Genomic DNA, 24,716 nt, shown 5'->3' with positions numbered 1-24,716 from the left:
TGTGGTCTAGCCCTCCGAGGCCAGCGCGACGATCGACTCGAACCGGGCGCCCATGGCCTCGGCGAGCGCCTGCGCTGCCTTGAGGGGGCGGACCATCACCATGAAGTCGGTGATCAGCCCCTCGTCGTCGAGGACCAGGAAGTCGCAGCCGGTGAGCTCGAGCCCGCCGACCTCGGCCTCGAAGACGAGGGCGTGGCCGGTGTCGTCGCCGAGCTCGCGGACGTAGCGGAAGTTCTCGAAGACCTCGATCACGTGGGCGAGGATCGCGCCGGTGATCGCCTTGCCCGCATAGGGCTTGTGGGCGACCGGGCTGCGGAAGACGACGTCGTCGGCCAGGCAGGCGCGCATGGCGGCGACGTCGCGGGCCTCGACGGCCGCACGGAAGGCGCTCACAGCGCGGCCGCCAGCTCGGTACCCTGCTTGATGGCGCGCTTCGCGTCGAGCTCGGCGGCCAGGTCGGCGCCGCCGATCAGGTGGACCGTGCCGGGGAAGCCGGAGCCGGTGAGCTCGTCGTACAGGCCGCGGACCGATTCCTGGCCGGCGCAGACCACGACGTGGTCGACATCGAGCACCTGCGGGGTGCCGGCGACGGTGACGTGCAGGCCGGCGTCGTCGATCCGGTCGTAGGTGACGCCGCTGACCTGGTGGACGCCGAGGTCCTTGACCGCGGCGCGGTGCACCCAGCCGGACGTCTTGCCCAGGCCCTTGCCCTGGGCGGACTCCTTGCGCTGCAGCAGCCAGACCTCGCGCGCCGGCGTGCGGGGCGTCTTGTCCGTCACGCCCCCGCGGACGACGGCGGGGTCGGCCACGCCCCAGTGCGCCTTCCACTCCTCGACCGTCTCGGGGGTGTGGGCCAGCAGCTCGGTGACGTCGAAGCCGATGCCGCCCGCGCCCAGCACGGCGACCTTCGCGCCGACGTCGACCTTGCCGGTGATCGCGTCGGGGTAGGAGACGACCTTGGCGTGGTCGATGCCGGGGATCTGCGGGGTGCGCGGCTCGACGCCGGTCGCGACGACCACGTCGTCGTACCCGCTGAGGAGGTCGGCGGTGGCGTAGGTGCCGGTCTTGACGTTGACGCCGAGGACCTCCATGCGCCGGCGGTAGTAGCGCAGCGTCTCGGCGAACTCCTCCTTGCCGGGGATCTGCATGGCCAGCCGGAACTGGCCCCCCAGCTCGTCGGAGGCCTCGAAGAGCGTGACGTCGTGGCCGCGCTCGGCCGCGCTGACCGCGGTGGCCAGGCCGGCCGGGCCGCCGCCGACGACCGCGACCCGCTTGGCGCGCCGGGTCGGGCGGAGCACGAGCGTGGTCTCGTGGCAGGCGCGCGGGTTGACCAGGCAGGAGGCCCGCTTGGCCTGGAAGGTGTGGTCGAGGCACGCCTGGTTGCAGCCGATGCAGGTGTTGATCTCGTCGGCGCGACCCGCACGGGCCTTGGCGACGAGGTCGGCGTCGGCCAGGAACGGCCGCGCCATCGAGACCAGGTCGATGCCCTGGGCGAGCACGTCCTCGGCGACGTCGGGGGTGTTGATCCGGTTGCTCGCGCAGACCGGGATGGTCAGCTCCTGCTTGATCCGCAGCGTGCTGTCGACCCAGGCGCCGCGCGGGACGCTGGTGACGATGGTGGGGACGCGTGCCTCGTGCCAGCCGATGCCGGTGTTGACGACGCTCGCGCCCGCCTCCTCGATCTTGTGGGCGAGGTCGACGGTCTCGGCCCAGGTCTGGCCGTCGGGGACCAGGTCGAGCAGCGACATCCGGTACATCACGAAGAAGTCCGGCAGCTCCTGGCGGATCCGGCGCACGACCTCGACCGGGAAGCGCATCCGGTTCTCGGCCGACCCGCCCCACTTGTCGGTGCGGCGGTTGGTGCGCGCGGCGAGGAACTGGTTGATGAGGTAGCCCTCGGAGCCCATGATCTCGACGCCGTCGTACCCGGCCTTGCGGGCGAGCTTGGCGCTGGCGACGAAGTCGTCGATCGTCCTGTCGACCGCCTTGGTCGACAGCGCGGAGGCCTTGAACGGCGTGATCGGCGACTTCGTCGCGCTCGCCGAGACGCTGAACGGCGTGTAGCCGTAACGACCCGCGTGGAGGATCTGGAGCGCGATCCGGCCGCCGTTGTCGTGCACCGCCTCGGTGACCCGCTGGTGGCGGTGCGCGTTGAGGCGCGTCGTCATCTGCGAGCCGAACGGCAGCAGCCAGCCGCGCACGTTGGGGGAGTAGCCGCCGGTCACGATCAGGCCGACGCCGCCCGCCGCGCGCTCGGCGAAGTACGCCGCCAGCTCGTCGACGTGCCAGGGCCGGTCCTCGAGCCCGGTGTGCATCGAGCCCATGACGGCGCGCGACTGCAGCGCCAGGCCCCCGACGGTCGCCGGGCCGGTGAGGAGGGGATAGGGCGTGGTGGTCACGGGATCTCCTTGGTGTGGGCGTCGAGGTACTCGGTCAGCCAGCGGATCCAGAACTCCTCCATGAGGAGTCCGCCGCGCAGCACGAGGTAGATGTCGCGGCCGGCGTCGTCGAGCGCGGCCGGGTCGGGGAAGTCGCGTGCGGCGAGGAACTCGTAGAGCGAGTGCCGCTTCGTGTGCTCGTCGAGCTGGTGGCGCAGGTCGTCGAGGAGGGCCGCGCGGTCGCCGTACGAGGCGCCGCGCATCTTGACCCCGAGGGTGCTGCGGACCGGGTCGGGCGCGGTGGGCTCGGCGATCCAGCGGCGCAGCTCGGCATGGCCGGCCGCCGTCACCGCGTAGACCTTGGTGGTGGGGCGGTCGGGCTGCGGCACCGACTCGGCGGTGATCCAGCCGTCGGTCTCCATCCGCCCGAGCACGCGGTAGATCTGCTGGTGCGTCGCCGTCCAGAAGTAGCCGATCGACGCGTCGAAGCGGCGGGTCAGCTCGGCGCCGGACGCCGCCCGCTCGCTGAGCGAGACGAGGATCGCGTGCTCGAGGGCCATGGCAGCAGCATGCCCCGGATCCAGGCCCTATGCAACTAGTTGCAGACTTCGTCACACCGCCCGGTGGTAGGTCTTGCTCGCGATCCGCCAGGCGCCGTCGACCTGCAGCAGCACGAACGCGTCGGTGAACACGTCGGGCCCGTGGTGGAGGGTCATCGTCGCCGTGCCGGTGGTGCCGGTGACGCTGACGTGGTCGATCCGGCGGCGGCGCGTCGCCTCGTCGGGGGCCGGGGAGCCGGTGAAGAGCGCGCAGTACTCGTCGAGCGTCCACGACGTGAGGACGCCGTCGCGCAGGCCCTCGACGCGGGCGGTCGGCAGGAACGCCCGCCGGTGGTACGACGGATCGCCGGTCGCGTGCCCGGCCGCGTAGTCGTGCAGCGGGGCCAGCACGGCGGGGTCGGTCATGAGGCCGGCCACGTCGGCGCCCGGGGTGAGGGCAGCGGCGAGGAGGGCGACGTCCTTGGCGAGCGCGGTCGCGGTGAAGTCGGCGCCGTCGAGGCGATCGTCGTCGAGGCGGTCCCGCTTCGCGCGGACCAGGCCGCCGAGGGTGGTCCGCTCGAGAAGGTCGAGGGTCAGTGCGGGGGCGAGGCCGAGGGCGGCGGCGCGGCTCCGGGCGGTGCGGACGGCGAGCAGGGCGTCGGCGAGGACGCCGTTGGCGACGAGCTTGGCCGCGGCGGCCTGGGCCGGGGTGCCGGACGGGAGCGCGGTGCCGAGGTCGGCGAGGACCGCGGTGGCGGCCGGGCCCGGGGTGCCGCCGACGAGCAGGGTGAGCGTGCCGGCGGCGGCCGGTCCGGTGGAGCCGAGCACGGGGACGTGGACGGTGCCGGGGACCAGTGCGGCGAGCTCGGCGGCCTCGTCGGGACCGACCGTCGCGAGGTTGACGACGGCGGCACCGGCCGGGAGGGCCGGGCGCACCTGGTCGAGGACGGCGCGGCAGGCGGGGCCGTCGTACAGGCAGAGGAGGACGACCTCGGCGCCGGCGACCGCCTCGGCGGGGGTCGCGGCGGTGCCGCCGCCGGAGCGGCTCCAGGTGGTGACGGTGTGGCCGCGGTCGGTGAGCCGGGTGGCGAGGGCGCGGCCCATCCGGCCGAGGCCGAGCAGGGTGACGTGGACAGGCATGGCGCCATGCTGGCGCGCGGGGAGCCCTGCGACCAGCGCAGATCTGGCACCTCAGCCATGCGTGGACCGCATAGGGTGAGCGCATGCCCCTGACCAGCTGGCGCTCCTACCTCGCGGTCTGCCGGCTCGGCTCGCTGTCGGCGGCGGCCGCCGAGCTCGGCTACACGCAGTCCGCGGTCTCCCGCCAGCTCGCCGCGCTGGAGCGCGAGGTCGGCGTGCTGCTGGTCGAGCGGCGGGCGCGCGGCGTCGTCCCGACGGCCGCGGGGGAGACGTTCGCCCAGCACGCCCGGCTCGTGGTGACCGCGGCCGACCGGGCGCTGCGCGCGGCGCGGGAGACCGGCTCCGGGACGGCGGCGCTGCTCGCCGTCGGCGCGACGCCGTCCGCGTCGGCGGGCCTGGTCCCGGCGGCCCTGCGGAGGCTCCCGGCCGGCGCCGGCAGCTGGACGCTCACGACCGGCGGCTCCGCCGCGCTGGAGGAGCTGGTCGCGGCCGGCGAGCTCGACCTCGCCGTCGTCACCGATGCGCCGCCGGGGCTGGTGCCGGACCCGCGCCTGGTCCGGCACCCGCTCGGTGAGGACGCCATGCGGGTGCTGGTCCCCGCCGACCACCCCGCCGCGGGCGCCGCCGGGGCGGGCCTGGCCGACTTCGCCGACGCGACCTGGGTCGAGGACGACGACGGCTCGGCGGCGCTGCTGCGGAGCGCGGCCGCGCGGGCCGGGTTCGCGCCGCGGATCGACCTCGCCGCGGCCGACCTGGCGGGCAAGACCGCGCTGGTCGCGGCCGGGCACGCGGTCGCGCTCGTCCCCGGCCTGCTGGTGCCGGCGCTGCGCCGCGACGTGGTCGCGGTCGAGGTCCGCGACGCGCCCCGGCGGGGCATCTTCGCGACCGTCGCCGCCGGTCCCGGCCCGCTCGGCGAGCCCGTCCGGGTGCTGCTGGCGGCGCTCGTCAGCGGCTGAGCGCGCGGAACTCCTTCATCCGGGTGACGTAGCGCCGCAGGTGCCGGGCCGGGACGGCGCGCGGCCAGTCCTCGGCGCGGAACCACGCGTCGGAGCCGCCGTCGACGAAGACCACGCTGCCGCACAGGAAGTCGGCCGCGTCCGAGAGCATGAAGACGACCCACGCGGCGAGCTGGCCGGGGTCGCCGAAGCCGGCGACGGGCACCGGGAACGCCTTGATCCGCCGCGCCTCGGCGGGCGTCGCGAGCTGCTGCTCCAGCAGGGGAGTGAGGATCGCGCCGGGGGCGATCGCGTTGAGCCGGATGCCGGCCCCGGCCCACTCGCGGGTCACCGCCTCGCGGCGGACCCACTGGCTGACGGCGATCTTGCTGGCGCCGTAGGCGAACGAGGGCGCCATCCTCCCGAAGACCCGCAGGGCGCCCAGCGCTCGCGGCACGTCGCGCTCGAGCAGGGCGCGGACCGCGCGGCGCGGCACGACCGGCATCGTCGTGGTCGAGTTGCTGGCGAAGACGACGACCTTGGCCCGCTCGGCGGCGGCGAGCGCGGGACGCCAGGCGTCGAGCAGCTCGACGACCCCGAGGTAGTTGACCTCGGCGATCAGCCGGGCCCGGTCCCGGCCGGGCGCCGGGCCCAGGCCCGCGGCCAGGACCGCGCCGTCGAGGACGCCGTCCGCGCGGTCGAGCACGGCGCGCGCCGCGGCACGGCGTCCGGCCGGGGTCGAGAGGTCGGCCACGACGTCGCCCTCCGCGGCGGCCCTGAGGTCGACGCCGATGACGGTGTGCCCGTCCGCGACGAGCCGGGCGACGACGGCCGCGCCCATGCCGGAGGCGGAGCCGGTGACTGCGTAGGTACCCACGCGAGGACTCTAGAACAGGTTCTATTGATGCTGCTGCGCCCGCGCTCCGGACCGGTGCGGTAGCCTGGGAGAACCGCCGGCCGCCGTCTTCTCGACGCACGCCGGTGACGGATCACCTGATCGGCGCTCTCCCGCAGCAGCGCGAGCCGCCGGCGAAACCTTGCAGAGCCGCGCTGTCGGCCCGCATCGGAAGGACACCTGTGGCTCGAGGAGGCCAGCGGGGGGCGACGCAGCAGCGTCGCGGCTCCGGGTCGGCGCGGACGCGTCGCAACGAAGAGGGCATCATCCCGCAGCTCGCGCGCGCCGTGCGCGAGGTCGAGGCGGCGGTCGCGCGGCGCTCGGCGATGCCGGAGGTGCGGGCGAAGTTCCAGGTCGTGGCGCTGCTGGCGCGCGAGGAGCGGGCGCGGGTCAAGAACGACCCCACGCTCTCCGACAGCCGGCGCGGCGAGGAGCTCAAGCGGCTCGACGGGATCGCGACGATCCTGGCCCAGACCGCGGCCCGCGACAGCACCCTCTTCACCCTCCTCGACGAGAACGCCGAGATCTCCGAGTCGGCCAAGGCGATGCGCCGCGAGCTGCTGCGCAAGGCCGGCGTCGACGAGCCGGAGCCCGAGCCGACGCCCGTCGTCGAGGACCCCGAGGCGGCGGCGCTGCTCGAGAAGCGGGTCATCCCGCTCTCGGTCCAGGCCCGCCAGCTGGCCAACCCCTTCCTCGTCCCCGACTTCGCTCACGCCCGGGCCAAGGTCCGCCCGCGCCGGCTGGCCGGGTGGGAGCTGCTCGAGCCGCTGTTCCGCTCCTTCGAGCGGGCCGCGCCCGACGCCCCGGCCTGCATGCCGCTGCCGGACGCCGAGCAGCTCACCGCGCTGACCGGGCGCCACGCCGCCCCGGCCGGCCGTGAGCTGATGGCGCACCAGGCCCAGCTCATCGCGTCGGCGGCCCTGGGCCACCGCACCTACCTGCTCGCCGACGAGCCCGGCCTCGGCAAGACCGCCCAGGCGCTGCTCGCGGCCGAGGCGGCGGGTGCCTTCCCGCTGCTCGCGGTGGTCCCCAACGTCGTCAAGACCAACTGGGCCCGCGAGGTCGAGATCTGGACGCCGAACCGCCGCGCCACCGTGCTGCACGGCGACGGTGCCGACGCCGACGGGTTCGCCGACGTCTTCGTCGTGAACTACGAGATCCTCGACCGCCACGTCGGCTGGCTCGGCACCCACGGCTTCCGCGGGATGATCGTCGACGAGGCCCACTACATCAAGAACAAGTCCTCGCAGCGCTCCCAGAACGTGCTCGACCTGTCCGAGCGGATCCGCGCCCGGATCGCGCGTCCGCTGATGATGGCGCTCACCGGCACGCCGCTGATCAACGACATCGAGGACTTCCGCGCGATCTGGCAGTTCCTCGGCTGGATCGACGACGTCGTGCCGCAGGGCGACCTCATGGAGGCGCTCGAGGAGACCGGGCTGACCCCGGCCGACCCCGCCTTCTACCCGGCCGCACGCCGTGCGGTCGTCGAGCAGGGCATCGTGCGGCGCCGCAAGATCGACGTCGCCGCCGACATCCCGGCCCGCCGGGTCGCCGACATCCCCGTCGAGCTCGAGGGCGAGTCCGGCCGGTCCATCCGCAAGGCCGAGCAGGAGCTGGCCCGCCGCATGGTGGAGCGCTACGACGCGGCGATCGCGACCCGTCGTACCGGCGCGGTCGTCGAGGGCATCGACCACCGCCTGGTCCGCCAGGTCGCCGGCTGGGAGCGCGAGGACAACTCGACCAAGACGGGCGAGAACGTCTTCGAGATGATGCGCCGGATCGGCCAGGCCAAGGCGGGGCTCGCCGCCGACTACACCGCGCAGCTCGCGCGCAACGTCGGCAAGGTCGTCTTCTTCGCCAAGCACATCGACGTCATGGACACCGCCGAGAAGACGTTCGCCGAGCGCGGTATCCGCTACAGCTCGGTGCGCGGCGACCAGTCCTCGACGACGCGCCAGCGCGAGATCGACGCCTTCGTCAACGACCCCGACGTGCAGGTCGCGGTCTGCTCGCTCACCGCGGCGGGCGTCGGCCTCAACCTGCAGGTCGCGTCCAACCTGGTGCTCGCCGAGCTCTCCTGGACCGACGCCGAGCAGACCCAGGCGATCGACCGGGTGCACCGGATCGGCCAAGCCGAGCCGGTCACCGCGTGGCGCGTGATCGCGACGCAGACGCTCGACACCCGCATCGCCGAGCTGATCGACAAGAAGGCCGGGCTCGCCGCCCGGGCGCTCGACGGTGCCGGCGACGAGGTCGAGGGCGGCGCGATCGACCTGCAGACCGAGGCGCTCGTGGCCCTGCTCACCGGGGCGCTCGAGGCCCGCGGGGACTGATGTCACAGTCCGGCCGGCCGTCTCGTCCCCCTGTCATGGACATGAAGATCGCAGTGGCAGGCGGCACGGGACTGGTCGGGCGGCTGGTCGTCGACGAGGTGCGACGCGCGGGCGCGACGCCCGTCGTGATCGCCCGGTCCGCCGGGGTCGACCTGGTGACGGGCGCGGGGCTGGCGGCGGCACTCGACGGCGTGCACGCCGTCGTCGACACGAGCAACGTCGACACGATGAGCGCCCGGCGCTCGATCGCCTTCTTCGAGACGGCGACCGGCCACCTGCTCGCGGCCGGAGCGGCCGCCGGGGTGCGCCACCACGTCGCGCTCTCGATCGTCGGCTGCGACCGCGTCGACCTGCCCTACTACCGGGGCAAGCGCCGCCAGGAGGAGCTCGTCGCGGCCGGCCCGGTGCCGTGGTCGGTGCTGCGCGCGACCCAGTTCCACGAGTTCGCGGAGCAGCTGATCTCCCGCAGCCCCCGGCCCCTCGCGCTGGCGCCGCGGATGCGGACCCAGCCGGTCGCGGCGCGCGAGGTCGCGACCGAGCTGGTCGCCACCGCGGTCGACCGCCCGCAGGGCCTGCTGCCGGACCTCGCCGGACCGCGCCCCGAGGCGATGGACGTGATGGTGCGCCGGGTGCTCGCCCGCCGCGGGGGCCGGCGGCTCGTCGTACCGGTGCCGATGGTGGGGCGGGCCGGACGCCAGACGAAGGCCGGTGGGCTGCTGCCGGGCGCCGACGCGACGCTGGGCGTCGAGACCTTCGACGAGTGGCTGGCCCGTGCCTGACGTGCGCCCCGGCCTGGCCGAGGAGTACGACGCGCTCCGCCCGCGGATGGTCCGCGTCGCCTACGCCATCGTCGGGAGCCGCGCCGAGGCGGAGGACGTCGTCGCGGACTGCTGGACCCGCCTCGCCGCCGCCGACGAGCGCGAGCCCGTCCGGGACCTGGCCGGCTGGCTGACCGTCGCGGTGGCCCGCGCCGCGACCGACGTCCTGCGCTCGGCGCGGGTGCGCCGCGAGGAGTACGTCGGCCCCTGGCTGCCCGAGCCCTTCGTCGTCGCGAACCCGGCCGACCGGGTGACCCTGGACGAGACCGTCAGCTACGCGCTGGCCGTCGTCCTGGAGTCGCTGTCGCCGGCCGAGCGGACCGCCTGGGTGCTGCACGACGTCTTCGGCATGGGCTTCCCCGAGGTCGCCGCCGTCGTCGGCCGCACCCCGGCCGCCGTCCGCCAGCTCGCCTCGCGCGCCCGCGCCCACCTCGCCTCCGACACGCCCCGGTTCGCGGTCGACCGGGCCGCGCACGGCGCCCTGCTCGACCGCTTCCTCGCCGCCGCCGCGGGCGGCGACCTCGACGCCCTCGTCGCCACCCTCGACCCCGACGTCGTCGTCACCTCCGACGGCGGCGGCGCCGTCAGTGCGGCCCGCCGTCCGGTGCACGGCGCGGAGCGCTCCGCCCGCTTCCTGGCCGGGCTCGTCGCCAAGTACGTCGACGTCGGGGACGTCGAGATCGAGCTGCTCGGCGTCAACGGGGCGCCCGCGATCGCGCTGCGCGAGGACGGCGTCCTGACGTCGCTGATCGTGCTGACGGTCGTGGGGGAGCGGGCGACGCGGGTGGACATCCTGCGGGCGCCGGCGAAGCTGGCGGCGGTGGACGCTCAGGCGTAGTTGAACCGCAACCCGTCGGGCACCTGGTCGGCGCTGTCGCTGTAGGCGTTCATCGCCTGCGTCGCCCGCCGGAAGTACGCCGACACCGACGCCGCCGTGTGCCGGTCGATCCCGACGTCGGCGAGCGCCTGGTCGAAGAGGTCGAGGCAGGCCTCGTCGAGGTCGGGGTGCTCGCCGTTGCCGGCGTGCATGCGCTGCACGGCCGACTCGTCGCCGTAGCCCGCGGTGTAGAGGGGTGGGCCGCCCAGTGCCTCGGCGAGGTACGCCGCCAGGCGCTCGTCGTGGTGGGGGTGCATCGCGTGCTCGAAGGGGTGCGCGGCGACGGGGTCGGCGAGGCAGAGGTGGTGCCAGCGCCGGCACAGGTCGAGGACGGCGTCGAAGCCGCCGACCTGCTCGTAGAGCGTGCTCATGGGGTCATCCTCCTGTCGGCGTACCGGAACCCGGCGATGAGCGCCGCGAACAACGCCGTGATCCCCGAGCAGACGACGGCGACGTGTCCCCAGCCCTCCGCCCGGAAGTCGAGGAAGGGGTAGGGCACCCAGCGGGTCGCGCCGGCGACGGCGAGGGTGACGGCGAGCCAGGCGATGGGCCAGGCGAAGGCGACGGCGATCGCGCGGGTGTCGACGCGGGGGCGGGGGCCGAAGGCGAACCAGCCGATCACGGCGAGGACCGGGACGACCATGTGGAGCATCTTGTCGGCGACCCAGTCGGCGCCGTCGAGGTCGAGGAGGGGGCGGAGCAGGAAGAAGTGGACCAGGCCGGTCACGGTGATGCCGACCGTGCCGGCCAGGCGCAGTGCGCGGAAGCCGGGGCCGTCGCGGTCCGGGTCGCGGGTGAGGGCGACGGCGGCGAGGGCGACGAGCACGTTGCTCTGGATCGTGAAGTAGGCGATGAACCGGGCCAGCCGGACGCCGAGGCCGGGCGGGGTCTGCTCGTCGAGGACCCGGCCGCCCTGGAGCACGAGGACGAGCTGGAGCACGAGAGCCGCGATGACGACGACGGCGGTCAGCAGGTGCCAGCCGCGGGCGCGGGTCATCCGGCGGCCTCGGGGGTGAGCAGGCCCTGGATCGCGTCGCCGTAGAGAGCGACGACGGTGGCGGGATCGGCGGCGGTGATGATCGGGTCCTCCTGGACGTAGAGGAGGTTGAGCAGGCCGGCGAGCTGGGCGACGGCGAGCGCGGCGCGCAGCTCGCGGTCGGCACCGGTCAGCCGCGGGGCCAGGGGAGCGACGTACGTCTCGGCCGTGTGCCGGACCATCTCCTCGCGGACCTGGTCGCGGTGCGCAGCCTGGGCGAGGGCGACGAAGCGCTGGCGGACGGCGGGCCGCTCCGCGTCGACGAAGTAGGCGACCAGACGGCGTCCGACCGTCTCGACGGGGCCCTCGAGGACGCTGCCGATCCCGAGGGAGGTGTCGACCGTGCGGAGGAAGAGCGCCTCCTTGGAGCCGAAGTGCCGGATGACCAGGGCCGGGTCGACGCCGGCCTCGGCGGCGATGGCGCGCACCGAGGCGCCCTCGAAGCCACGGGTGGAGAAGAGGGTGCGCGCCGCCTCCTCGATGGCGGCACGGGTCGCCCGGCCGGCGGGCCGCAGGTGGTCCGTCGCGGGAGAGGTCTTCGTCACACCGCAACCGTAGGGCATCGGAGTCTGCGGTCAACGGTGTTGACACTCACACCGTCAACGCCGTTGACTCAGCCCTCGTGACCGCGACCTCCTCTGCCCCCGGCGCCCCGGTCGACGCCGGAGCCGCCCGCTCGGGCTCCCCGCTCCTGACCGTCGCCGTCCTCTGCCTCGGCGGCCTCGTCGCCTCGCTGACGCAGACGATGGTGATCCCGATCCAGGGACAGCTCGCCGGGCTGCTCCACACGAGCGAGGCCAACGCCTCGTGGGTGATCACGTCGACGCTGGTCGCCGGCGCGGTCGCGATGCCGATCTCCGGACGGCTCGGCGACCTCTTCGGCAAGCAGCGGGTGCTGGCGATCAGCGCCCTCGTGCTGCTGGTCGGCTCCCTGGTCTGCGCGCTGAGCAACAGCCTCCTGCCGATGCTCGCCGGACGCCTCCTCCAGGGCTTCGCGATGGGCTTCATCCCGGTCGGCATCGCGCTCCTGCGCGAGGTCACCCCGCCCCGGCTCACCGCCACGGCGATGGCCGCGATGAGCGCCACCCTCGGCGTGGGCGGCGCGATCGGCCTCCCGCTGTCGGCCTGGATCGTGCAGGACTACAGCTGGCACACGCTCTTCTGGGTCTCCACCGGCCTGGCCGCCGTCGTCGCGATCGCCGTCGTGGTCCTGGTGCCGCACGTGCGCGACGCCGTCCCCGGCCGCTTCGACGTGGTCGGCGCGATCGGTCTCGCGCTCGGGCTCGTCGCGCTGCTCGTCGCCGTCTCCAAGGGCAACGAGTGGGGCTGGGGGCACGGCCGCACGATCGGCCTCATCGTGACCGGCGTGCTCGTCCTGCTCGCCTGGGGCAGCTACGAGCTGCGGGTCAGCGACCCGCTGTGCGACCTGCGCGTGTCGGCCCGCCGTCCGGTGCTGCTGACCAACGCCGCCGCCATCGCGATCGGCTTCGGCATGATGGCCCAGGCGATCGTCGTCCCGCGGCTGCTGCAGTCGCCGTCGGCCACCGGGTACGGGCTCGACCAGACGCTGCTCGAGACCGGCCTGTGGATGGCGCCCGGCGGCCTGGTGATGATGGCGTTCTCGCCCGTCTCGGGCCGGCTGATCCGGGTCGTCGGCGCTCGGGTGACCCTCATGCTCGGCGGCACCGTGCTCGGCCTCGGCTACGTCTTCGCGCTGTTCCTCACCGACGCGCCGTGGCAGCTCATGGTCGCCTCGTGCATCACCTCGGCCGGCGTCGGCATCGGGTACGCCGCCATGCCGACCCTCATCCTCGAGTCGGTCCCGCCGGCCGAGGCCGGCTCCGGGGTCGGCATCAACGGCCTGATGCGCTCGATCGGCACCAGCGTCTCGTCGGCGGTGATGGCCGCGATCCTCACCTCCGCCACGATCGACCTCGGCGGGCACGACCTGCCCAGCGAGGACGCCTTCGCGATCTGCTTCGCGGTCGGGGCGGCGGCGGCCTTCGCCGGCGTCCTCCTCGCGGCCCTCGTGCCGCGCCGTCAGTTGCCGTGACAAGACGGCACGGTTAACCGGAACCTCCCCTCGTGCCGCTCGTTGGACCGGCAGGCCCGCGCTCGGAGCTGGTCGGCGCCGTCGTGGCGACTGGGGGGTTCCGCGACGCGAGAAGCGGCCCCGGACGTCGTACCGGGGCCGCTTCGCCGTTCCCGCCCCCTGCGTAGGCGAGGATGGTCCGCGTGTCCGGGCCACTGATCTCCTCCGACCCCACCGCCGACGCCCTCCGCCGCGGCGCGCTGCGCCGGATGCGCACGGTGGCGGTGTCGCTGCTCCTGCTCGCCGCGGCGGTCTACGTCGTCACGCTCGGCGAGGACGGCGTCTGGGGGTTCGTCAACGCGGGCGCCGAGGCCTCGATGGTCGGTGCGATCGCCGACTGGTTCGCCGTGACGGCGCTGTTCAAGCACCCGCTGGGCCTGCCGATCCCGCACACGGCGCTCATCCCCAAGCGCAAGGACGACCTGGGCAAGGGGCTCGAGGAGTTCGTCGGCGAGAACTTCCTCCAGGAGGAGGTCATCCGCGAGCGCGTGCTCGGCGTCCAGGTCGCGCAGCGGGTCGGCGACTGGCTCGCCGTCCCGGCGAACGCCGAGCGGGTCGTCACCGAGGGCTCCGAGCTGGCCGCGCTCGCGCTGGGCAAGGTCCGCGACGACCACATCGAGGCGCTCGTCACCGAGGCGCTCGTCCCGCGCTTCCGCGAGGAGCCGATCGCCCCGCTGCTGGGCGGGCTGCTCGCCGAGGCGATCCGCGACGACCTGCACCACGGGCTGGTCGACCTGATGCTCGAGGAGATGCACGGCTGGCTCCTCGCCAACCCCGACACCGTGCACGACGTCCTGGGGGAGCGGGCCCCGTGGTGGGCGCCCGACTCGGTCAACACCTACGTCATCAACCGGCTCCACCTCGAGGTGGTCCGCTGGGTCGGCGAGATCCGCGACAACCCCGACCACCGGGCCCGCCGGGCGCTCGACTCGATGCTCGTCCAGCTCTCCGACGACCTGCTCGCCAACCCGGCCACCCAGGCCCGCGCGGAGCGGCTCAAGGAGCGGGTGCTCGACCACCCCGCCGTGATCGCGAGCGCGATCTCGCTGTGGCAGGCGCTGCGCAAGGCGCTGCTGGGCTCGCTGGCCGACCCGGCGGGCGCCGTGCGACGGCGGCTGCTGGTCGAGATCGAGGGCGCCTCGGCCCGGCTGCGCACCGACGCCGCGCTGCGCGAGCGGCTCGACCGGCTCGCGGCCGACGGCGCGGTCTTCGTCGTCGACCGCTACGGCGCCGAGCTCACCGCCGTCATCACCCACACGATCGAGCGCTGGGACGGCAAGGAGGCAGCCCGCCGGATCGAGCTGCACGTCGGACGCGACCTGCAGTTCATCCGGATCAACGGCACGATCGTCGGCGGTCTGGTGGGGGTGCTGATCCACACGATCTCGGTGCTGCTTCACTGATGACCATGTTCGGCCGCAAGCGCAAGGAGTCGGAGCCCGCGGGCCCGGTGCCCGTCGACGTCGCCATCCGCGACGAGTCGATCCGGCTCGGCCAGTTCCTCAAGCTCGCCAACCTGGTGGAGTCCGGAGCCGAGGCCAAGCCGGTGATCGCCGACGGGCTGGTCCGGGTCAACGGCGAGGTCGAGACCCGCCGGGGGCGCCAGCTCCGGGTCGGGGACGTCGTGGAGCTGCAAGGGCAGGCCGCCCGGGTGTCCGACGCGGACGTCCCCGACGACCTGCCCTGGTGACGCTGGGGTTCAGCTCACTTCACGTCGAGCAGGTCCACCACGAAGATCAGCGTCTCGCCCGGCTTGATGACGCCGCCGGCGCCACGGTCGCCGTAGCCCAGGTGCGGCGGGATGACGAGCTGGCGGCGGCCGCCGACCTTCATGCCCTGGACGCCGGTGTCCCAGCCCTGGATGACCTGGCCGATGCCGAGGCGGAAGTCGAGGGGGGTGCCGCGGTTGTAGGACGCGTCGAACTCCTCGCCGCTGGACAGCGCGACGCCGACGTAGTGCACCGAGACGGTGCTGCCGGCGCTCGCCTCGGGGCCGTCGCCGACGGTGAGGTCGGTGATCACGAGGTCGGTGGGCGGAGTGGGGTCGACGAAGTCGATCTCAGGCTTCTGGGACATGCGCCCCAGCCTATGCCCCGGACCCGCGGGATCCGCGGGTCGGTGAAGGGTCGGTAGATCGGCGCCGGTCGCTGTAGGCTGCGCGCAGCGTCCCACCGCAGGATGGATGGGATCGATGGGGAGGTCTCGGGGGGAACGCCGTGCGGGTCAACGCGACAGGTGCCGAGGTGTGGAATTCGCCGGACAGCGCGTCGCGGCTCGTCTACGCCGCCGGCACGCACCCCGGGCGGGTCCGCGAGCTCAACGAGGACTCCTCGCTCGTGGCGCCGCCGGTCTTCCTCGTCGCCGACGGCATGGGCGGCAACGACCGCGGCGACGTCGCGAGCCGGCTGGTTGCCGAGGCCTTCGAGCCGCTGGCCACGCTGCCCGTCGTCCAGGCCGGTGACGTCGAGGCCGCGATCGTGGCGGCCCAGCACCGGGTGGGAGCGCTCGCCGGGGCCGCCGGCGGTGCGCCCGGGACGGCGGCGCCGGGCTCGACGCTGGTCACCGCGACCCACGTGCTGCAGGACGGGCGCGGCTACTGGCTGCTCGCCAACATCGGCGACTCCCGCGCCTACGTGTTCACCGCCGACGGCGTCCTCGAGCAGATCTCGAAGGACCACTCCGTCGTCCAGGAGCTCATCGACGCCGGTCAGCTCACCCGCGACGAGGCCATCGCGCACCCCGAGCGGCACATCATCACGCGCGCCATCGGCGCGCTCAGCGCCTCCCAGGCCGACTTCTCCCTGGTGCCCGCCGACCCCGGCACCCGGCTGCTGCTGTGCTCCGACGGCCTCACCTCGGAGCTCTCCGACACCGCGATCGGCCACATCCTCTCCGAGCGGACGCCGGCGGACCTCACCGTCCTCACGCTCGTCGACGCGGCCGTCGCCGCGGGCGGGCACGACAACGTGACCGTCGTCGTCGTCGACATCGCTGGTGACCGGCCCAGCGAGGACACCAGTCCCGCGCCCTGGGAGCGGCCATGACGGCGACCTACGTCCCCGGCGAGCTCGCGACGCTCGTGACCGAGGGGGGCGTCGTGCTGGCGCCCGCCGACCGGCTCACCGAGGTCGCCGCCCTGGCCGGCAGCGCTCCGGAGACCTGGGCCGCGGCGCTGGCCGCCCTGCCCGAGGTCGCCGTGCTGCACCGCGACGGCGACGCGCTGGCCATCCTGGTCCGCGGCGGGTACGTCGTCCGCGTGGGCGGGCTGAGCATCGACGGCCGCGCCGCGGCCTCCGGCACCGCGACCTCGACGCCGCTCGTCACGGCGGTGGCGGTCGAGGTCGGGCCGCTCGCCGGGGGAGCCGCCGCGCCGGTGCTGCCGATCGGCACGGGCGTGGTCCGCAGCGCGGGCGTCCGGTGGTGCCCGCTGGGCGAGCCCCCGGCACCGGCACCCGCCGCCCCCGAGCACACCGTGGTCCGCGGCGCCGCCGGCCCGGTGCCGACCGGCCCGCCGCCCGGCTGGACCCCGGCCGAGCCGTCCACCGACCACGACGGCCGCACGATCACGCCGGCCCAGCTCCAGGCCATCCGCGCCAGCGCGACCTCGACCCCGCCGAGCAGCCCGCCGAGCGGCCTGCCGAGCAGCCCCCCGCCGCCCCCGGCCCCCGCCGCGCCGGTCCCGCCCACGCCGCCGCCGGTGCGTCCCCTCGTCGCGCTGCGGCTCTCGACCGGGCGGGTGGTGCCGGTCCGGCGCCGGGTCCTGGTCGGGCGCAGCCCGCGGGTGCAGCAGGTCGGCGGCAGCGCGAACCTGCCGGCGCTGGTCACCGTCGACGACCCCTATGTCTCCGGCACCCACCTCGAGGTCTCCTCCGACGGCGTCCGGGTGACGGCGACCGACACCTCGACCAACGGCACGCTGCTCACCCGGCCGGGCCAGATCCCGGTCCCGCTCGACCGCGGGGTGCCGACCGAGATCGCCACCGGCGACGTCCTCACCCTGTCGAAGGGGATCACCGCCACCATCGTCCCCGCGCGCGAGACGGAGGGCTGAGCATGCACGCGCCGCACATCCCCGGCTTCGCGTACGTCGACCTCGTCGGCGAGGGCGGGTTCGCCGACGTCTTCCGCTACCAGCAGGAGCTGCCGACCCGGCAGGTCGCGATCAAGGTGCTGCGCAGCGGCAGCGACACCGCCTCGCTCGACCTCTTCCGGGCCGAGGCCAACGTGATGGCCCAGCTGTCCAACCACCCCTCGATCGTGCCGATCTACCAGGCGGGGGTGAGCTCCGACGGGCGCGCGTTCCTGGTCATGGAGTTCTGCCCGCCGCCGCACGTCGCGCAGCGCTACCGGGTCGAGCCGCTCGCGGTCGGCGAGGTGCTCGACATCGGCGTCAAGATCGCGAGCGCCGTCGAGACCGCCCACCGGGCCGGGATCCTGCACCGCGACATCAAGCCGCACAACATCCTCACCAGCACGTTCGGCGTCCCGCTCCTCACCGACTTCGGCATCGCCTCGGTCGTGGGGCAGACGGGGGCGGCCGGCCAGGCGCTGTCGATCCCGTGGTCGCCGCCCGAGACGCTCACCTCCGACAGCCACGACGTGCGCAGCGACGTCTACTCGCTGGCCGCGACGCTCTACTCGTTGCTCATCGGGCACGCGCCCTACGAGCGGCGCGACGCGTCCAACGACAACGCGACGATGATGACCCGGATCGAGCGCGGCCAGCTGACACCGCTGCGCCGTCCCGACGTGCCGGCCTCGCTGGTCGACGTGCTCCGCCGCGCGATGTCGGTCCAGGTCGAGAAGCGCCCGGTCTCGGCGATGGTGCTCGGCCGCCAGCTCCAGGACGTGCAGATCGAGCTGCGCCAGTCGCCGACCCGGCTCGAGGTCATGGACGCCTCGCCGTCGGCGCTGGTCGAGGAGCACCCCGACGACGCGCGGACCCTGGTCCGCCCGGTCTCGGTGATCATCCCGGCCGCGGTCAGCGCCCGCCCGGCGCCCGTGCGCCCCGCCGTCGAGGAGTCGACCCGGAGCCCCGGCGCCGACCCCGCGACGGGCGGCACCGGCGGGCACGGTGGCCGCAGCGGCACCGCGCCGCCCCGCCGGACCGACGACCGGCGCCTCGGCACCGGCGCCCGGGTGGCGGTCGGCGTGGTCGCGGCGGCGCTCGCCGGCGTCGTCGGGTACGCCGTGCTGGCCGGCGGCGGCACCGACGACGACCCGCGCTCGGGCCCGCTGCGCGGCGAGAAGCCGGCCGACCCGGTGCAGGCGCTCGACGCCCCGGACGCCCCGGTCGTCACCTCCTCGGGCAAGGGCACCCGCTACACCTTCCGCTGGCAGCAGGCCGACCCGAAGCCCGACGACGAGTTCAAGGTCCGCATCCGCGAGAACGGCGTCGTGACCGACGACGCCCAGTACGTCCGGGAGACGAGCCGCACCGTGACCATCGCGCCGAAGTCGTCCGTCTGCGTCCAGGTCTCGCTGCGGCGCCAGGGCCTGCCCATCTCGGCGCCGTCGCGCGAGGTCTGCGAGGTGGGCCGGTGATCCGCCGCTGGCGCCGCACGGCATCCGCGACTGCGCTCGCACTGCTGCTCGGCACGCTCGTCGTCCTCGCCTTCGAGCACGACGGCAAGCCGTTCACCGAGGTCGACCTCAACGACGGCGGCGTGTGGGTGACCAACCAGGAGAAGGGTCTGGTCGCCCGCCTCAACCCGCAGATCGAGGAGCTCGACCTCGGCGTCGACTCGGGCAGCACGACCTTCGACATCTTCCAGCGCGACACCAGCCTGTACGTCGACGACGCGTCCTCCGAGCGTGCCGTCAAACCGGTCGACGTCGCGCGTGCCGCGGTGCTCGACCCGACCGCGCTGCCGACCGGCGCCGTGGTCGCCCAGGGCGGCGACACGTTCGCGATCGTCGACCCCGGCGGCAAGGCGTGGGTGCGCTCCGGCGAGGGCCTGCGCGGCTTCACCGTGAAGGCCGCGAAGCCCGACGTCACCGGCGCGCTCTCCGCCGTCGTCGGCACCGACGGCCGCGCCTACGTGCTCGGCCGCGACGGCAAGGTCACGCCGGTCTCGACCGACGACGCCGGCCTGCCCGTCACCGAGGACCGGATGAAGCTCGGCAGCGACGTCGGCACCGAGCCCGGCAACGTCGACCTGACCGTCGTCGGCGACACGCCCGTCCTCTACAACCGCTCCACGCTCGAGCTCAGCCGCCCCGACGCCGACCCGGTCGTCGTCGAGGCCGCCGACCCCACGGCCGTCGCGCTGCAGCAGCCGTCGGGGGAGTCCGGTGAGGTCTACGTCGCGACCCAGAACGGGCTCTACTCCGTGCCGCTCGAGGGTGGCAAGCTCGACAAGGTCAGCCGCGGCGACGTCGACGGGCGCCCGGCCGCGCCGGTCGCGATGACCAGCACGCGCTGCGTCTACGCCGCCTGGGCCGACCCCGACTCGAGCGGCAACTACCTGCGCGACTGCGCCGACGACGCCGACGACGACACCGCCCCGGTGCCCGAGATGGAGGACGGCGCCGAGCTGGAGTTCCGCGTCAACCGCGACGTCGTCGTCCTCAACGACACCCGCACCGGCGACAGCTGGCTGGTCCAGGACCCGGGCAAGGCCAAGATCGACAACTGGCCGGCCGTCGACCCGAACAACCAGAACCGGTCGAAGATCAAGGAGACCACCGACGAGGTCCCCGACCAGGAGAACCGCCCGCCGGTGCCCGAGGACGACGACCTCGGCGCCCGCCGCGGCCGGACCACGGTCTTCCCGGTGGTCGCGCTCAACGACCACGACCCCGACGGCGACATCATCAGCATCGCCAAGGTGACCCAGCAGTCCGGCGAGCCGATGGAGGTGCGGATCGTCGGTGGCGGCACGCAGCTCCAGGTCAACGTCCCGGCGGACGCCGAGGGCAAGGCGGTCTTCCGCTACGCCGTCACCGACGGCAAGGTCAACGACCTGGCCTACGCCGAGCTGCGCGTGCAGGTGCGCACCGACGAGCAGCACAGCCGGCCCAAGCTGATGCCCGACCGCGAGCCGGTGCTCACCGTCGCGCGCGGGGCGACGTCCGACTACTACCTGCTCGCCGACTACTACGACCCCGACGGCGACGACCTCACCCTGCGCGAGGCGACGGCGCGCGGCGGCGACGTCGAGTTCCGCCCCGACGGCACCATCACCTTCACCGACGACGGCTCTGGCTCGAAGGTCTCCGAGATCCAGTACACGATCGAGGACGGCCAGGACACGATCACCGACAAGCTCCGGGTCCAGGTGGTCGGCGACACCGCGCCGCCCGAGCTGGTGCCCGACCTGGCCTCCGGCGTCGCGGACACCCAGGTCGTCGTCCAGCCGCTGACCAACGACCGCAACCCCGAGGGCAACGACCTCAAGCTCAAGGGCGTCAAGGTCGTCGGCGACGACACCGGCACGTCGATCACCCGGGACCTCGACAACGGCACGTTCACCTTCCAGGCGACCAAGGCGCGCAGCTACTACCTGGAGTACACGGCCTACAACTCGTCGGCCACCCGCTCGTCGTTCATCCGGCTCGACATCGAGTCGCCGCCCAAGGACAACCGGGCCCCCATCGCGGTGCGCGACAAGGCGGTCATCACCCCGGGCGGCTCCGCCCAGGTCGACCTGCTGCTCAACGACTTCGACCCCGACGGCGACGTCCTCGTCGTCAAGCGGGTCGGTCGGCCGTCGGTGGCCGGGGTCAAGGTCTCGGTCGTCGACAAGCGGCTGGCCGTGGTCAGCACGACCACCGACATCGTGGGCCAGCAGGCCACGGTCGAGTACGTCGTGTCCGACGGCCGCAGCTCGACGGTGGGTCAGCTCGTGATCGCCCAGCGCGAGGCCTCCCAGGTCAACCGGCACCCCGTCGCCAACAAGGACCAGGTCACCGTGCGGGCCGGGGCGGTCACCACGATCCCGGTGCTGGCCAACGACTCCGACCCCGACGGCGGCAAGCCGCGGCTGTTCCAGTCCGACCTCGACGCCGGCGACCTCAACGTCTGGGTGGCCGGCGACGTCCTGCGCCTGCGCGCCCCCGACAAGCCGGGCACCTACTCGGTGATCTACGGCGTGCGCGACACCGACGGCCTCAAGGCGACCGCCGAGGTGAGCATCTTCGTCATCCCGGACTCCGCCAAGAACAACCACCCACCGCTGCCCGAGCCGATCATCGACCGGGTGATCAGCGGCCGGCCCAAGGTGATCTCGGTCGACCTCGCCGGTGCCGACCCCGACGGCGACTCGGTCGCCTTCCGCAGCATCCTGACCGCGCCCAAGCTCGGCCGGGTGCTCGACACCGGCGTCGACTGGCTCCGCTACGAGGCGTTCGAGGACAAGGCCGGCACCGACTTCTTCCAGGTCCAGGTCCAGGACAAGTACGGCGAGACCGGCGTCGCCGAGGTGCGGGTCGGGGTCGTTCCCGAGGAGGCCGAGAACCAGCCGCCGGTCGCGCTCGACGACAACGTGCTGGTCCAGCCCAACCGGACCATCTCCTACAACGTGCTCACCAACGACGTCGACCCCGACGACGACCCGCTGCGCATCGCCGAGCTCAACAGCACGACGAAGGCCAAGCACCGCAACGGCTTCGTCGAGCTCGACGTCGGCGACGCGCCCGACGCCGGCGCCGCCGCGACCAACATCGGCTACACGATCGAGGACGCCGCCGGCGCCGAGGGCCACGCGGTGCTCAAGGTCTCCGCGAGCCACGACGCGCCCTTCTACGCCCCGATCGCGCGCGACGACGTGGCCGACCTCGGCGACATCATCGGGCGCGACCCGGGCGCCTGGGTCGACATCCCGGTGCTCGAGAACGACCTCGACTTCGACGGTCCCAAGGTCGAGCTGAAGGTCACCGACTGCGACGCCGGCAGCCGCGGCGAGTGCGAGGTCGCGAAGGGCGACTCGACGGTGCGGGTCAAGCTCACCGCCGACGACCAGGTGGTCCTCTACCGCCTCGACGACAGCGACGACGAGTCGTCCGACACCTTCGGCGTCATCTACGTGACCGGCACCGCCAACGTGCCGCCGCAGCTGACCACCGCGAAGGACAAGATCCCGGTCAAGGCGGTGTCGGGGGAGCGGGTCGTGCTCGACCTCGAGGACCTCGTCGTCACCCGCGCCGGCCGCGAGCCGCGGATCGTCCCGGACCGCACGCCGACCGCCGTCAACGGCGTCGTCGGCGCGGTCGAGGGAAGCCCGACCTCGCTGTCGTTCGTCTCCGACCGCGGCCACGTCGGCCCGGCCTCGGTCACGGTCTCGGTCAGCGACGGCCGCACCACCGGCGAGGACGCCGGGCTGACGTCGCTGCTGACCATCCCGATCGACGTCCGGCCCAGCGGCAACGTCGCGCCCGAGATGCGCGACGCCGCGGTCGACGTCGGCACCGAGGGCGACGCCGCCCAGGTCGACCTCGCCGGGCTCACCCGCGACGCCAACGAGGACGACCTCGACACCATGGCCTACTCGGTGAAGTCGGCCGAGGCCGGGCTCACCGCGAGCATCCCGTCGGGCGAGAGCATCCTGTCGATCGAGGCGAGCGGCGGCGCCAAGGACGGCGACACGCTCAAGGTCGCGGTCGTGGCCGACGACGGTCACGGCGGCACCACCGAGGCCACCGTCACCGCGCACATCGTCGACAGCGACCGCCCGCGCCTCGAGATCCCGGTGATCAGCGTGACCACCAAGAAGGGCGAGGTCCGCTCCGTCGACCTCGCGGACTACGCGGTCAACCCCTACCCCGGTGAGCCGATCAAGGCGAGCAACGCCCGGATCGAGGGCTCCGGCCGGGTCGACGACCTCGAGACCGACGGCTCGAGCGTCTCGTTCCGCCCGGTCGGGTCGGGCACCTCGACGATCAAGGTCACCGTCTCCGACGCCTCCGACGACAAGAAGCGCGACGTCACCGCGCGGATCAACGTGGTCGTCCTCGACGTGCCCGCGGCGCCGCCCCGGCCGGCCCTGTCGTCGGTCGAGGCGTCCTCGGCGGTGCTGTCCTGGCGCGAGCCGGACGCCAACGGCGCGCCGATCGAGCAGTACGAGGTCTCGGGCTCGCACGGCTTCCGGCAGATCTGCACGGGCCCCACGTGCCGGCTCGACGACCTCACCCCGGGCGAGACCTACACGTTCACCGTCAAGGCGGAGAACTCGGTCGGCTGGAGCGAGGCGAGCCCGCCGTCCGAGGCGATCACCCCCAACAAGGCGCCCGACCTGATGTCGCCCCCGACGATCGTCGTCGAGCCCAAGCCCACCGGCAGCCGGATGGACCGCCAGCTCACCGTGCGCTGGACCCCGCCGGCCAACGAGGGCTCGCCCATCACGTCGTACGAGATCAAGGAGGCGGGCAGCGGGCGCACCTGGACCGCTACCGGCGGCCAGACCTCGCACCTCATCACCGGCCTCGACAACGGGACGTCGTACGCCTTCGAGATCCGGGCGGTCAACGACGTCGAGCCGCGCCGGCAGTTCTCCGGCGCCTCGCAGTCGGTCGCGCCGTTCGGCGTCCCGGTGCGCTCCGGCGCGCCGCCGCAGCTGACCGCCAGCGAGGACAGCCCCTACACCAACGAGCCGTGGGTGCGGATCGACTGGTCGCGCTGGTCGGTCTCGCAGAGCAACGGCAACGCGGTCTCCGCTTACGTCATCACCTGCGACGGCTGCAGCCGCTCGACCTACACCGTGGGGGCGGGGACGTCGTCCAAGACGTTCGGTGCCGGCGACGGCATCCGCAAGGGCCAGACGGTGACCTTCACGGTCGCGGCGACCAACGACGCCGGCACCAGCGACCGCAGCCCGAGCGTGTCGGGCCGGCCGTGGACCAAGGCGGGCCCGGTCCGCGGGCTGCGCGAGGTGGGCAGCTCGCCGTCCGACCGGACCGCGATGATCGGCTGGGACGCGCCGGCCGACGACGGCGGCCTGCCGATCCGCTACTACGTGGTGCAGACCGGGTCGTCCGGCAGCGTCACCGTTCCCGCCGCGCCCGGTGGCGGGGGCCAGGCCATCACCTTTGCCGACAACGGCACGCACTCCATCCGGGTCTGGGCGGTCACCTTCAACGGAGACCGGTCCGTCGAGGGCCAGGCGGACTCGCTCGACGGGATCCTCACCTGGGGCAAGCCGTTCCCACCCGACGACACCTCCAAGACGAGCACGGAGTACTACTCGGTCGACCTCCGGCTCCAGGCGGGAGCGGCCAACGGCAAGCCGGTCACCGGCGTGCAGTTCAGCACCGACGGCGGCGCGAGCTGGAACGACCGCCGCTCGGGCGAGTCCTGGTCCACCGCGGTCGAGCAGGGCGGCAGCACCGCCCGGATCATGGTCCGGACCCGGTCGTCGGCGACCGGGGACCGCGAGTTCAGCGACCCGATCACGATCACGGGCACCTCCAAGGAGAAGTACCTGGCGATCAGCGTGTCGTGCAACGTCCTGGGCCGCTGCGCGATCGGCGTCAACGCCGACGGCTTCATCAACCAGCCGCGCGACGCCGTCGTGTCGCTCAACGGCCTGCAGCCCTACGGCGACTCCTGCGGCAGCTTCACGCAGTCGGTCTCCGGCAGGCTCAGCTACACCGCCGGCGGCAACGGCTGCCGCGTCACCGGCGACGCCAAGCCCTCGGTCACGCTCGACGGCGTCTCCCGCACCGCCCCCTGAT

At 73.8% G+C, this 24,716-nt stretch carries 20 protein-coding genes; 11 read left to right on the top strand and 9 right to left on the bottom strand.

The features are described from left to right. Positions 1 to 6 precede the first annotated feature (6 nt). From BM223_RS10210 to BM223_RS10195, 4 genes are read right to left on the bottom strand one after another with little or no spacing between them, the layout of a single operon-like run. Positions 7 to 393, bottom strand: coding sequence for a nuclear transport factor 2 family protein (locus BM223_RS10210; protein ID WP_038677976.1), 387 nt, complete (start codon positions 391 to 393; stop codon positions 7 to 9). Then, entirely contained in the window at positions 390 to 2,399 is a 2,010-nt protein-coding gene (locus BM223_RS10205; protein WP_038677978.1) for an NADPH-dependent 2,4-dienoyl-CoA reductase, read from the bottom strand. The genes BM223_RS10210 and BM223_RS10205 overlap by 4 nt, the downstream gene beginning before the upstream one ends. Next, positions 2,396 to 2,938: a PadR family transcriptional regulator gene (locus BM223_RS10200; RefSeq protein WP_038677980.1), complete on the bottom strand. Its 543-nt coding sequence runs from the start codon at positions 2,936 to 2,938 to the stop codon at positions 2,396 to 2,398. Before BM223_RS10200 ends, BM223_RS10205 begins: the two co-directional genes overlap by 4 nt. Positions 2,939 to 2,989: 51 nt before the next feature. After that, positions 2,990 to 4,057 carry a nuclear transport factor 2 family protein gene (locus BM223_RS10195; RefSeq protein ID WP_038677982.1) on the bottom strand — a complete coding sequence of 356 codons (1,068 nt, stop codon included), beginning with the start codon at positions 4,055 to 4,057 and terminating at the stop codon, positions 2,990 to 2,992. A gap of 83 nt (positions 4,058 to 4,140) precedes the next feature. Here BM223_RS10195 and BM223_RS10190 point away from each other — a divergent pair, with 83 nt between their 5' ends. After that, positions 4,141 to 5,013: a LysR family transcriptional regulator gene (locus BM223_RS10190; protein ID WP_038677984.1), complete on the top strand. Its 873-nt coding sequence runs from the start codon at positions 4,141 to 4,143 to the stop codon at positions 5,011 to 5,013. On the opposite strand, the gene BM223_RS10185 is transcribed toward BM223_RS10190, so the two are convergent. Next, complete coding sequence (locus tag BM223_RS10185) at positions 5,003 to 5,869, bottom strand: SDR family oxidoreductase (RefSeq protein ID WP_038677986.1); 867 nt, start codon at positions 5,867 to 5,869, stop codon at positions 5,003 to 5,005. The two genes, BM223_RS10190 and BM223_RS10185, sit on opposite strands and share 11 nt — an antisense overlap. Positions 5,870 to 6,069: 200 nt before the next feature. Between BM223_RS10185 and BM223_RS10180 the strand changes: the two genes are divergently transcribed. Genes BM223_RS10180 through sigJ form a run of 3 tightly spaced genes read left to right on the top strand, consistent with a single transcriptional unit; the run spans position 6,070 to position 9,879 of the window. Further along, complete coding sequence (locus BM223_RS10180) at positions 6,070 to 8,223, top strand: DEAD/DEAH box helicase (protein WP_038677987.1); 2,154 nt, start codon at positions 6,070 to 6,072, stop codon at positions 8,221 to 8,223. Between the two features lie 41 nt (positions 8,224 to 8,264). Continuing rightward, positions 8,265 to 9,002, top strand: coding sequence for an SDR family oxidoreductase (locus tag BM223_RS10175; protein ID WP_038684013.1), 738 nt, complete (start codon positions 8,265 to 8,267; stop codon positions 9,000 to 9,002). After that, positions 8,995 to 9,879, top strand: a complete 885-nt coding sequence (gene sigJ, locus BM223_RS10170) for an RNA polymerase sigma factor SigJ (protein ID WP_038677989.1) — start codon at positions 8,995 to 8,997, stop codon at positions 9,877 to 9,879. The genes BM223_RS10175 and sigJ overlap by 8 nt, the downstream gene beginning before the upstream one ends. On the opposite strand, the gene BM223_RS10165 is transcribed toward sigJ, so the two are convergent. From BM223_RS10165 to BM223_RS30045, 3 genes are read right to left on the bottom strand one after another with little or no spacing between them, the layout of a single operon-like run. After that, positions 9,870 to 10,289 (bottom strand): globin domain-containing protein, encoded by a 420-nt coding sequence (locus tag BM223_RS10165; RefSeq protein ID WP_038677991.1) that lies wholly within the window; start codon positions 10,287 to 10,289, stop codon positions 9,870 to 9,872. The genes sigJ and BM223_RS10165 overlap by 10 nt on opposite strands. Beyond that, complete coding sequence (locus tag BM223_RS10160; protein ID WP_038677993.1) at positions 10,286 to 10,915, bottom strand: Pr6Pr family membrane protein; 630 nt, start codon at positions 10,913 to 10,915, stop codon at positions 10,286 to 10,288. The genes BM223_RS10165 and BM223_RS10160 overlap by 4 nt, the downstream gene beginning before the upstream one ends. Beyond that, positions 10,912 to 11,499: a TetR/AcrR family transcriptional regulator gene (locus BM223_RS30045; protein WP_269465047.1), complete on the bottom strand. Its 588-nt coding sequence runs from the start codon at positions 11,497 to 11,499 to the stop codon at positions 10,912 to 10,914. The genes BM223_RS10160 and BM223_RS30045 overlap by 4 nt, the downstream gene beginning before the upstream one ends. 77 nt (positions 11,500 to 11,576) lie before the next feature. On the opposite strand from BM223_RS30045, the gene BM223_RS10150 reads away from it, so the two are divergent. The 3 genes from BM223_RS10150 to BM223_RS10140 all read left to right on the top strand — a co-directional run bounded on the left by BM223_RS10150 (position 11,577) and on the right by BM223_RS10140 (position 14,736). After that, positions 11,577 to 13,007: an MFS transporter gene (locus tag BM223_RS10150; protein WP_052138431.1), complete on the top strand. Its 1,431-nt coding sequence runs from the start codon at positions 11,577 to 11,579 to the stop codon at positions 13,005 to 13,007. Positions 13,008 to 13,180: 173 nt separating this feature from the next. Beyond that, positions 13,181 to 14,449 carry a DUF445 domain-containing protein gene (locus BM223_RS10145; RefSeq protein ID WP_038677995.1) on the top strand — a complete coding sequence of 423 codons (1,269 nt, stop codon included), beginning with the start codon at positions 13,181 to 13,183 and terminating at the stop codon, positions 14,447 to 14,449. 5 nt (positions 14,450 to 14,454) lie between these two features. Then, on the top strand, positions 14,455 to 14,736 hold the full coding sequence (locus BM223_RS10140) for an RNA-binding S4 domain-containing protein (protein WP_052139266.1): 282 nt from the start codon (positions 14,455 to 14,457) through the stop codon (positions 14,734 to 14,736). Positions 14,737 to 14,750: 14 nt separating this feature from the next. On the opposite strand, the gene BM223_RS10135 is transcribed toward BM223_RS10140, so the two are convergent. Further along, complete coding sequence (locus BM223_RS10135) at positions 14,751 to 15,122, bottom strand: FKBP-type peptidyl-prolyl cis-trans isomerase (protein ID WP_038677996.1); 372 nt, start codon at positions 15,120 to 15,122, stop codon at positions 14,751 to 14,753. A 167-nt stretch (positions 15,123 to 15,289) separates the two neighbouring features. Here BM223_RS10135 and BM223_RS10130 point away from each other — a divergent pair, with 167 nt between their 5' ends. The 4 genes from BM223_RS10130 to BM223_RS10115 are packed head-to-tail and all read left to right on the top strand — an operon-like array spanning position 15,290 to position 24,715. Continuing rightward, positions 15,290 to 16,090 carry a PP2C family protein-serine/threonine phosphatase gene (locus BM223_RS10130; RefSeq protein ID WP_158510192.1) on the top strand — a complete coding sequence of 267 codons (801 nt, stop codon included), beginning with the start codon at positions 15,290 to 15,292 and terminating at the stop codon, positions 16,088 to 16,090. Further along, complete coding sequence (locus BM223_RS10125; RefSeq protein ID WP_038677998.1) at positions 16,087 to 17,097, top strand: FHA domain-containing protein; 1,011 nt, start codon at positions 16,087 to 16,089, stop codon at positions 17,095 to 17,097. The genes BM223_RS10130 and BM223_RS10125 overlap by 4 nt, the downstream gene beginning before the upstream one ends. Before the next feature lie 2 nt (positions 17,098 to 17,099). Continuing rightward, a complete protein-coding gene (locus tag BM223_RS10120; RefSeq protein WP_052138433.1) occupies positions 17,100 to 18,590 on the top strand; it encodes a serine/threonine-protein kinase in 1,491 nt (496 codons plus the stop codon). Beyond that, the gene (locus BM223_RS10115) at positions 18,587 to 24,715 is read left to right on the top strand and encodes an Ig-like domain-containing protein (protein ID WP_038678000.1); all 6,129 of its coding nucleotides are present in this window, start codon (positions 18,587 to 18,589) and stop codon (positions 24,713 to 24,715) included. Before BM223_RS10120 ends, BM223_RS10115 begins: the two co-directional genes overlap by 4 nt. Position 24,716: the final 1 nt, after the last annotated feature.

The organism is Pimelobacter simplex (genome assembly GCF_900114845.1).
GTDB lineage: Bacteria > Actinomycetota > Actinomycetes > Propionibacteriales > Nocardioidaceae > Nocardioides > Nocardioides simplex.
The sequence above is the reverse complement of the archived record's forward strand: the minus strand, read 5'-3'. Positions and strand labels throughout refer to the sequence as shown.

Bases quoted from the DNA above. Each gene is read 5' to 3' on its own strand.
- BM223_RS10200 (WP_038677980.1), bottom strand. From the start codon at position 2,938: ATGGCCCTCGAGCACGCGATCCTCGTCTCGCTCAGCGAGCGGGCGGCG.
- BM223_RS10195 (WP_038677982.1), bottom strand. From the start codon at position 4,057: ATGCCTGTCCACGTCACCCTGCTCGGCCTCGGCCGGATGGGCCGCGCC.
- BM223_RS10190 (WP_038677984.1), top strand. From the start codon at position 4,141: ATGCCCCTGACCAGCTGGCGCTCCTACCTCGCGGTCTGCCGGCTCGGC.
- BM223_RS10175 (WP_038684013.1), top strand. From the start codon at position 8,265: ATGAAGATCGCAGTGGCAGGCGGCACGGGACTGGTCGGGCGGCTGGTC.
- BM223_RS10165 (WP_038677991.1), bottom strand. From the start codon at position 10,289: ATGAGCACGCTCTACGAGCAGGTCGGCGGCTTCGACGCCGTCCTCGAC.
- BM223_RS10160 (WP_038677993.1), bottom strand. From the start codon at position 10,915: ATGACCCGCGCCCGCGGCTGGCACCTGCTGACCGCCGTCGTCGTCATC.
- BM223_RS10145 (WP_038677995.1), top strand. From the start codon at position 13,181: ATGGTCCGCGTGTCCGGGCCACTGATCTCCTCCGACCCCACCGCCGAC.
- BM223_RS10140 (WP_052139266.1), top strand. From the start codon at position 14,455: ATGTTCGGCCGCAAGCGCAAGGAGTCGGAGCCCGCGGGCCCGGTGCCC.
- BM223_RS10135 (WP_038677996.1), bottom strand. From the start codon at position 15,122: ATGTCCCAGAAGCCTGAGATCGACTTCGTCGACCCCACTCCGCCCACC.
- BM223_RS10125 (WP_038677998.1), top strand. From the start codon at position 16,087: ATGACGGCGACCTACGTCCCCGGCGAGCTCGCGACGCTCGTGACCGAG.
- BM223_RS10120 (WP_052138433.1), top strand. From the start codon at position 17,100: ATGCACGCGCCGCACATCCCCGGCTTCGCGTACGTCGACCTCGTCGGC.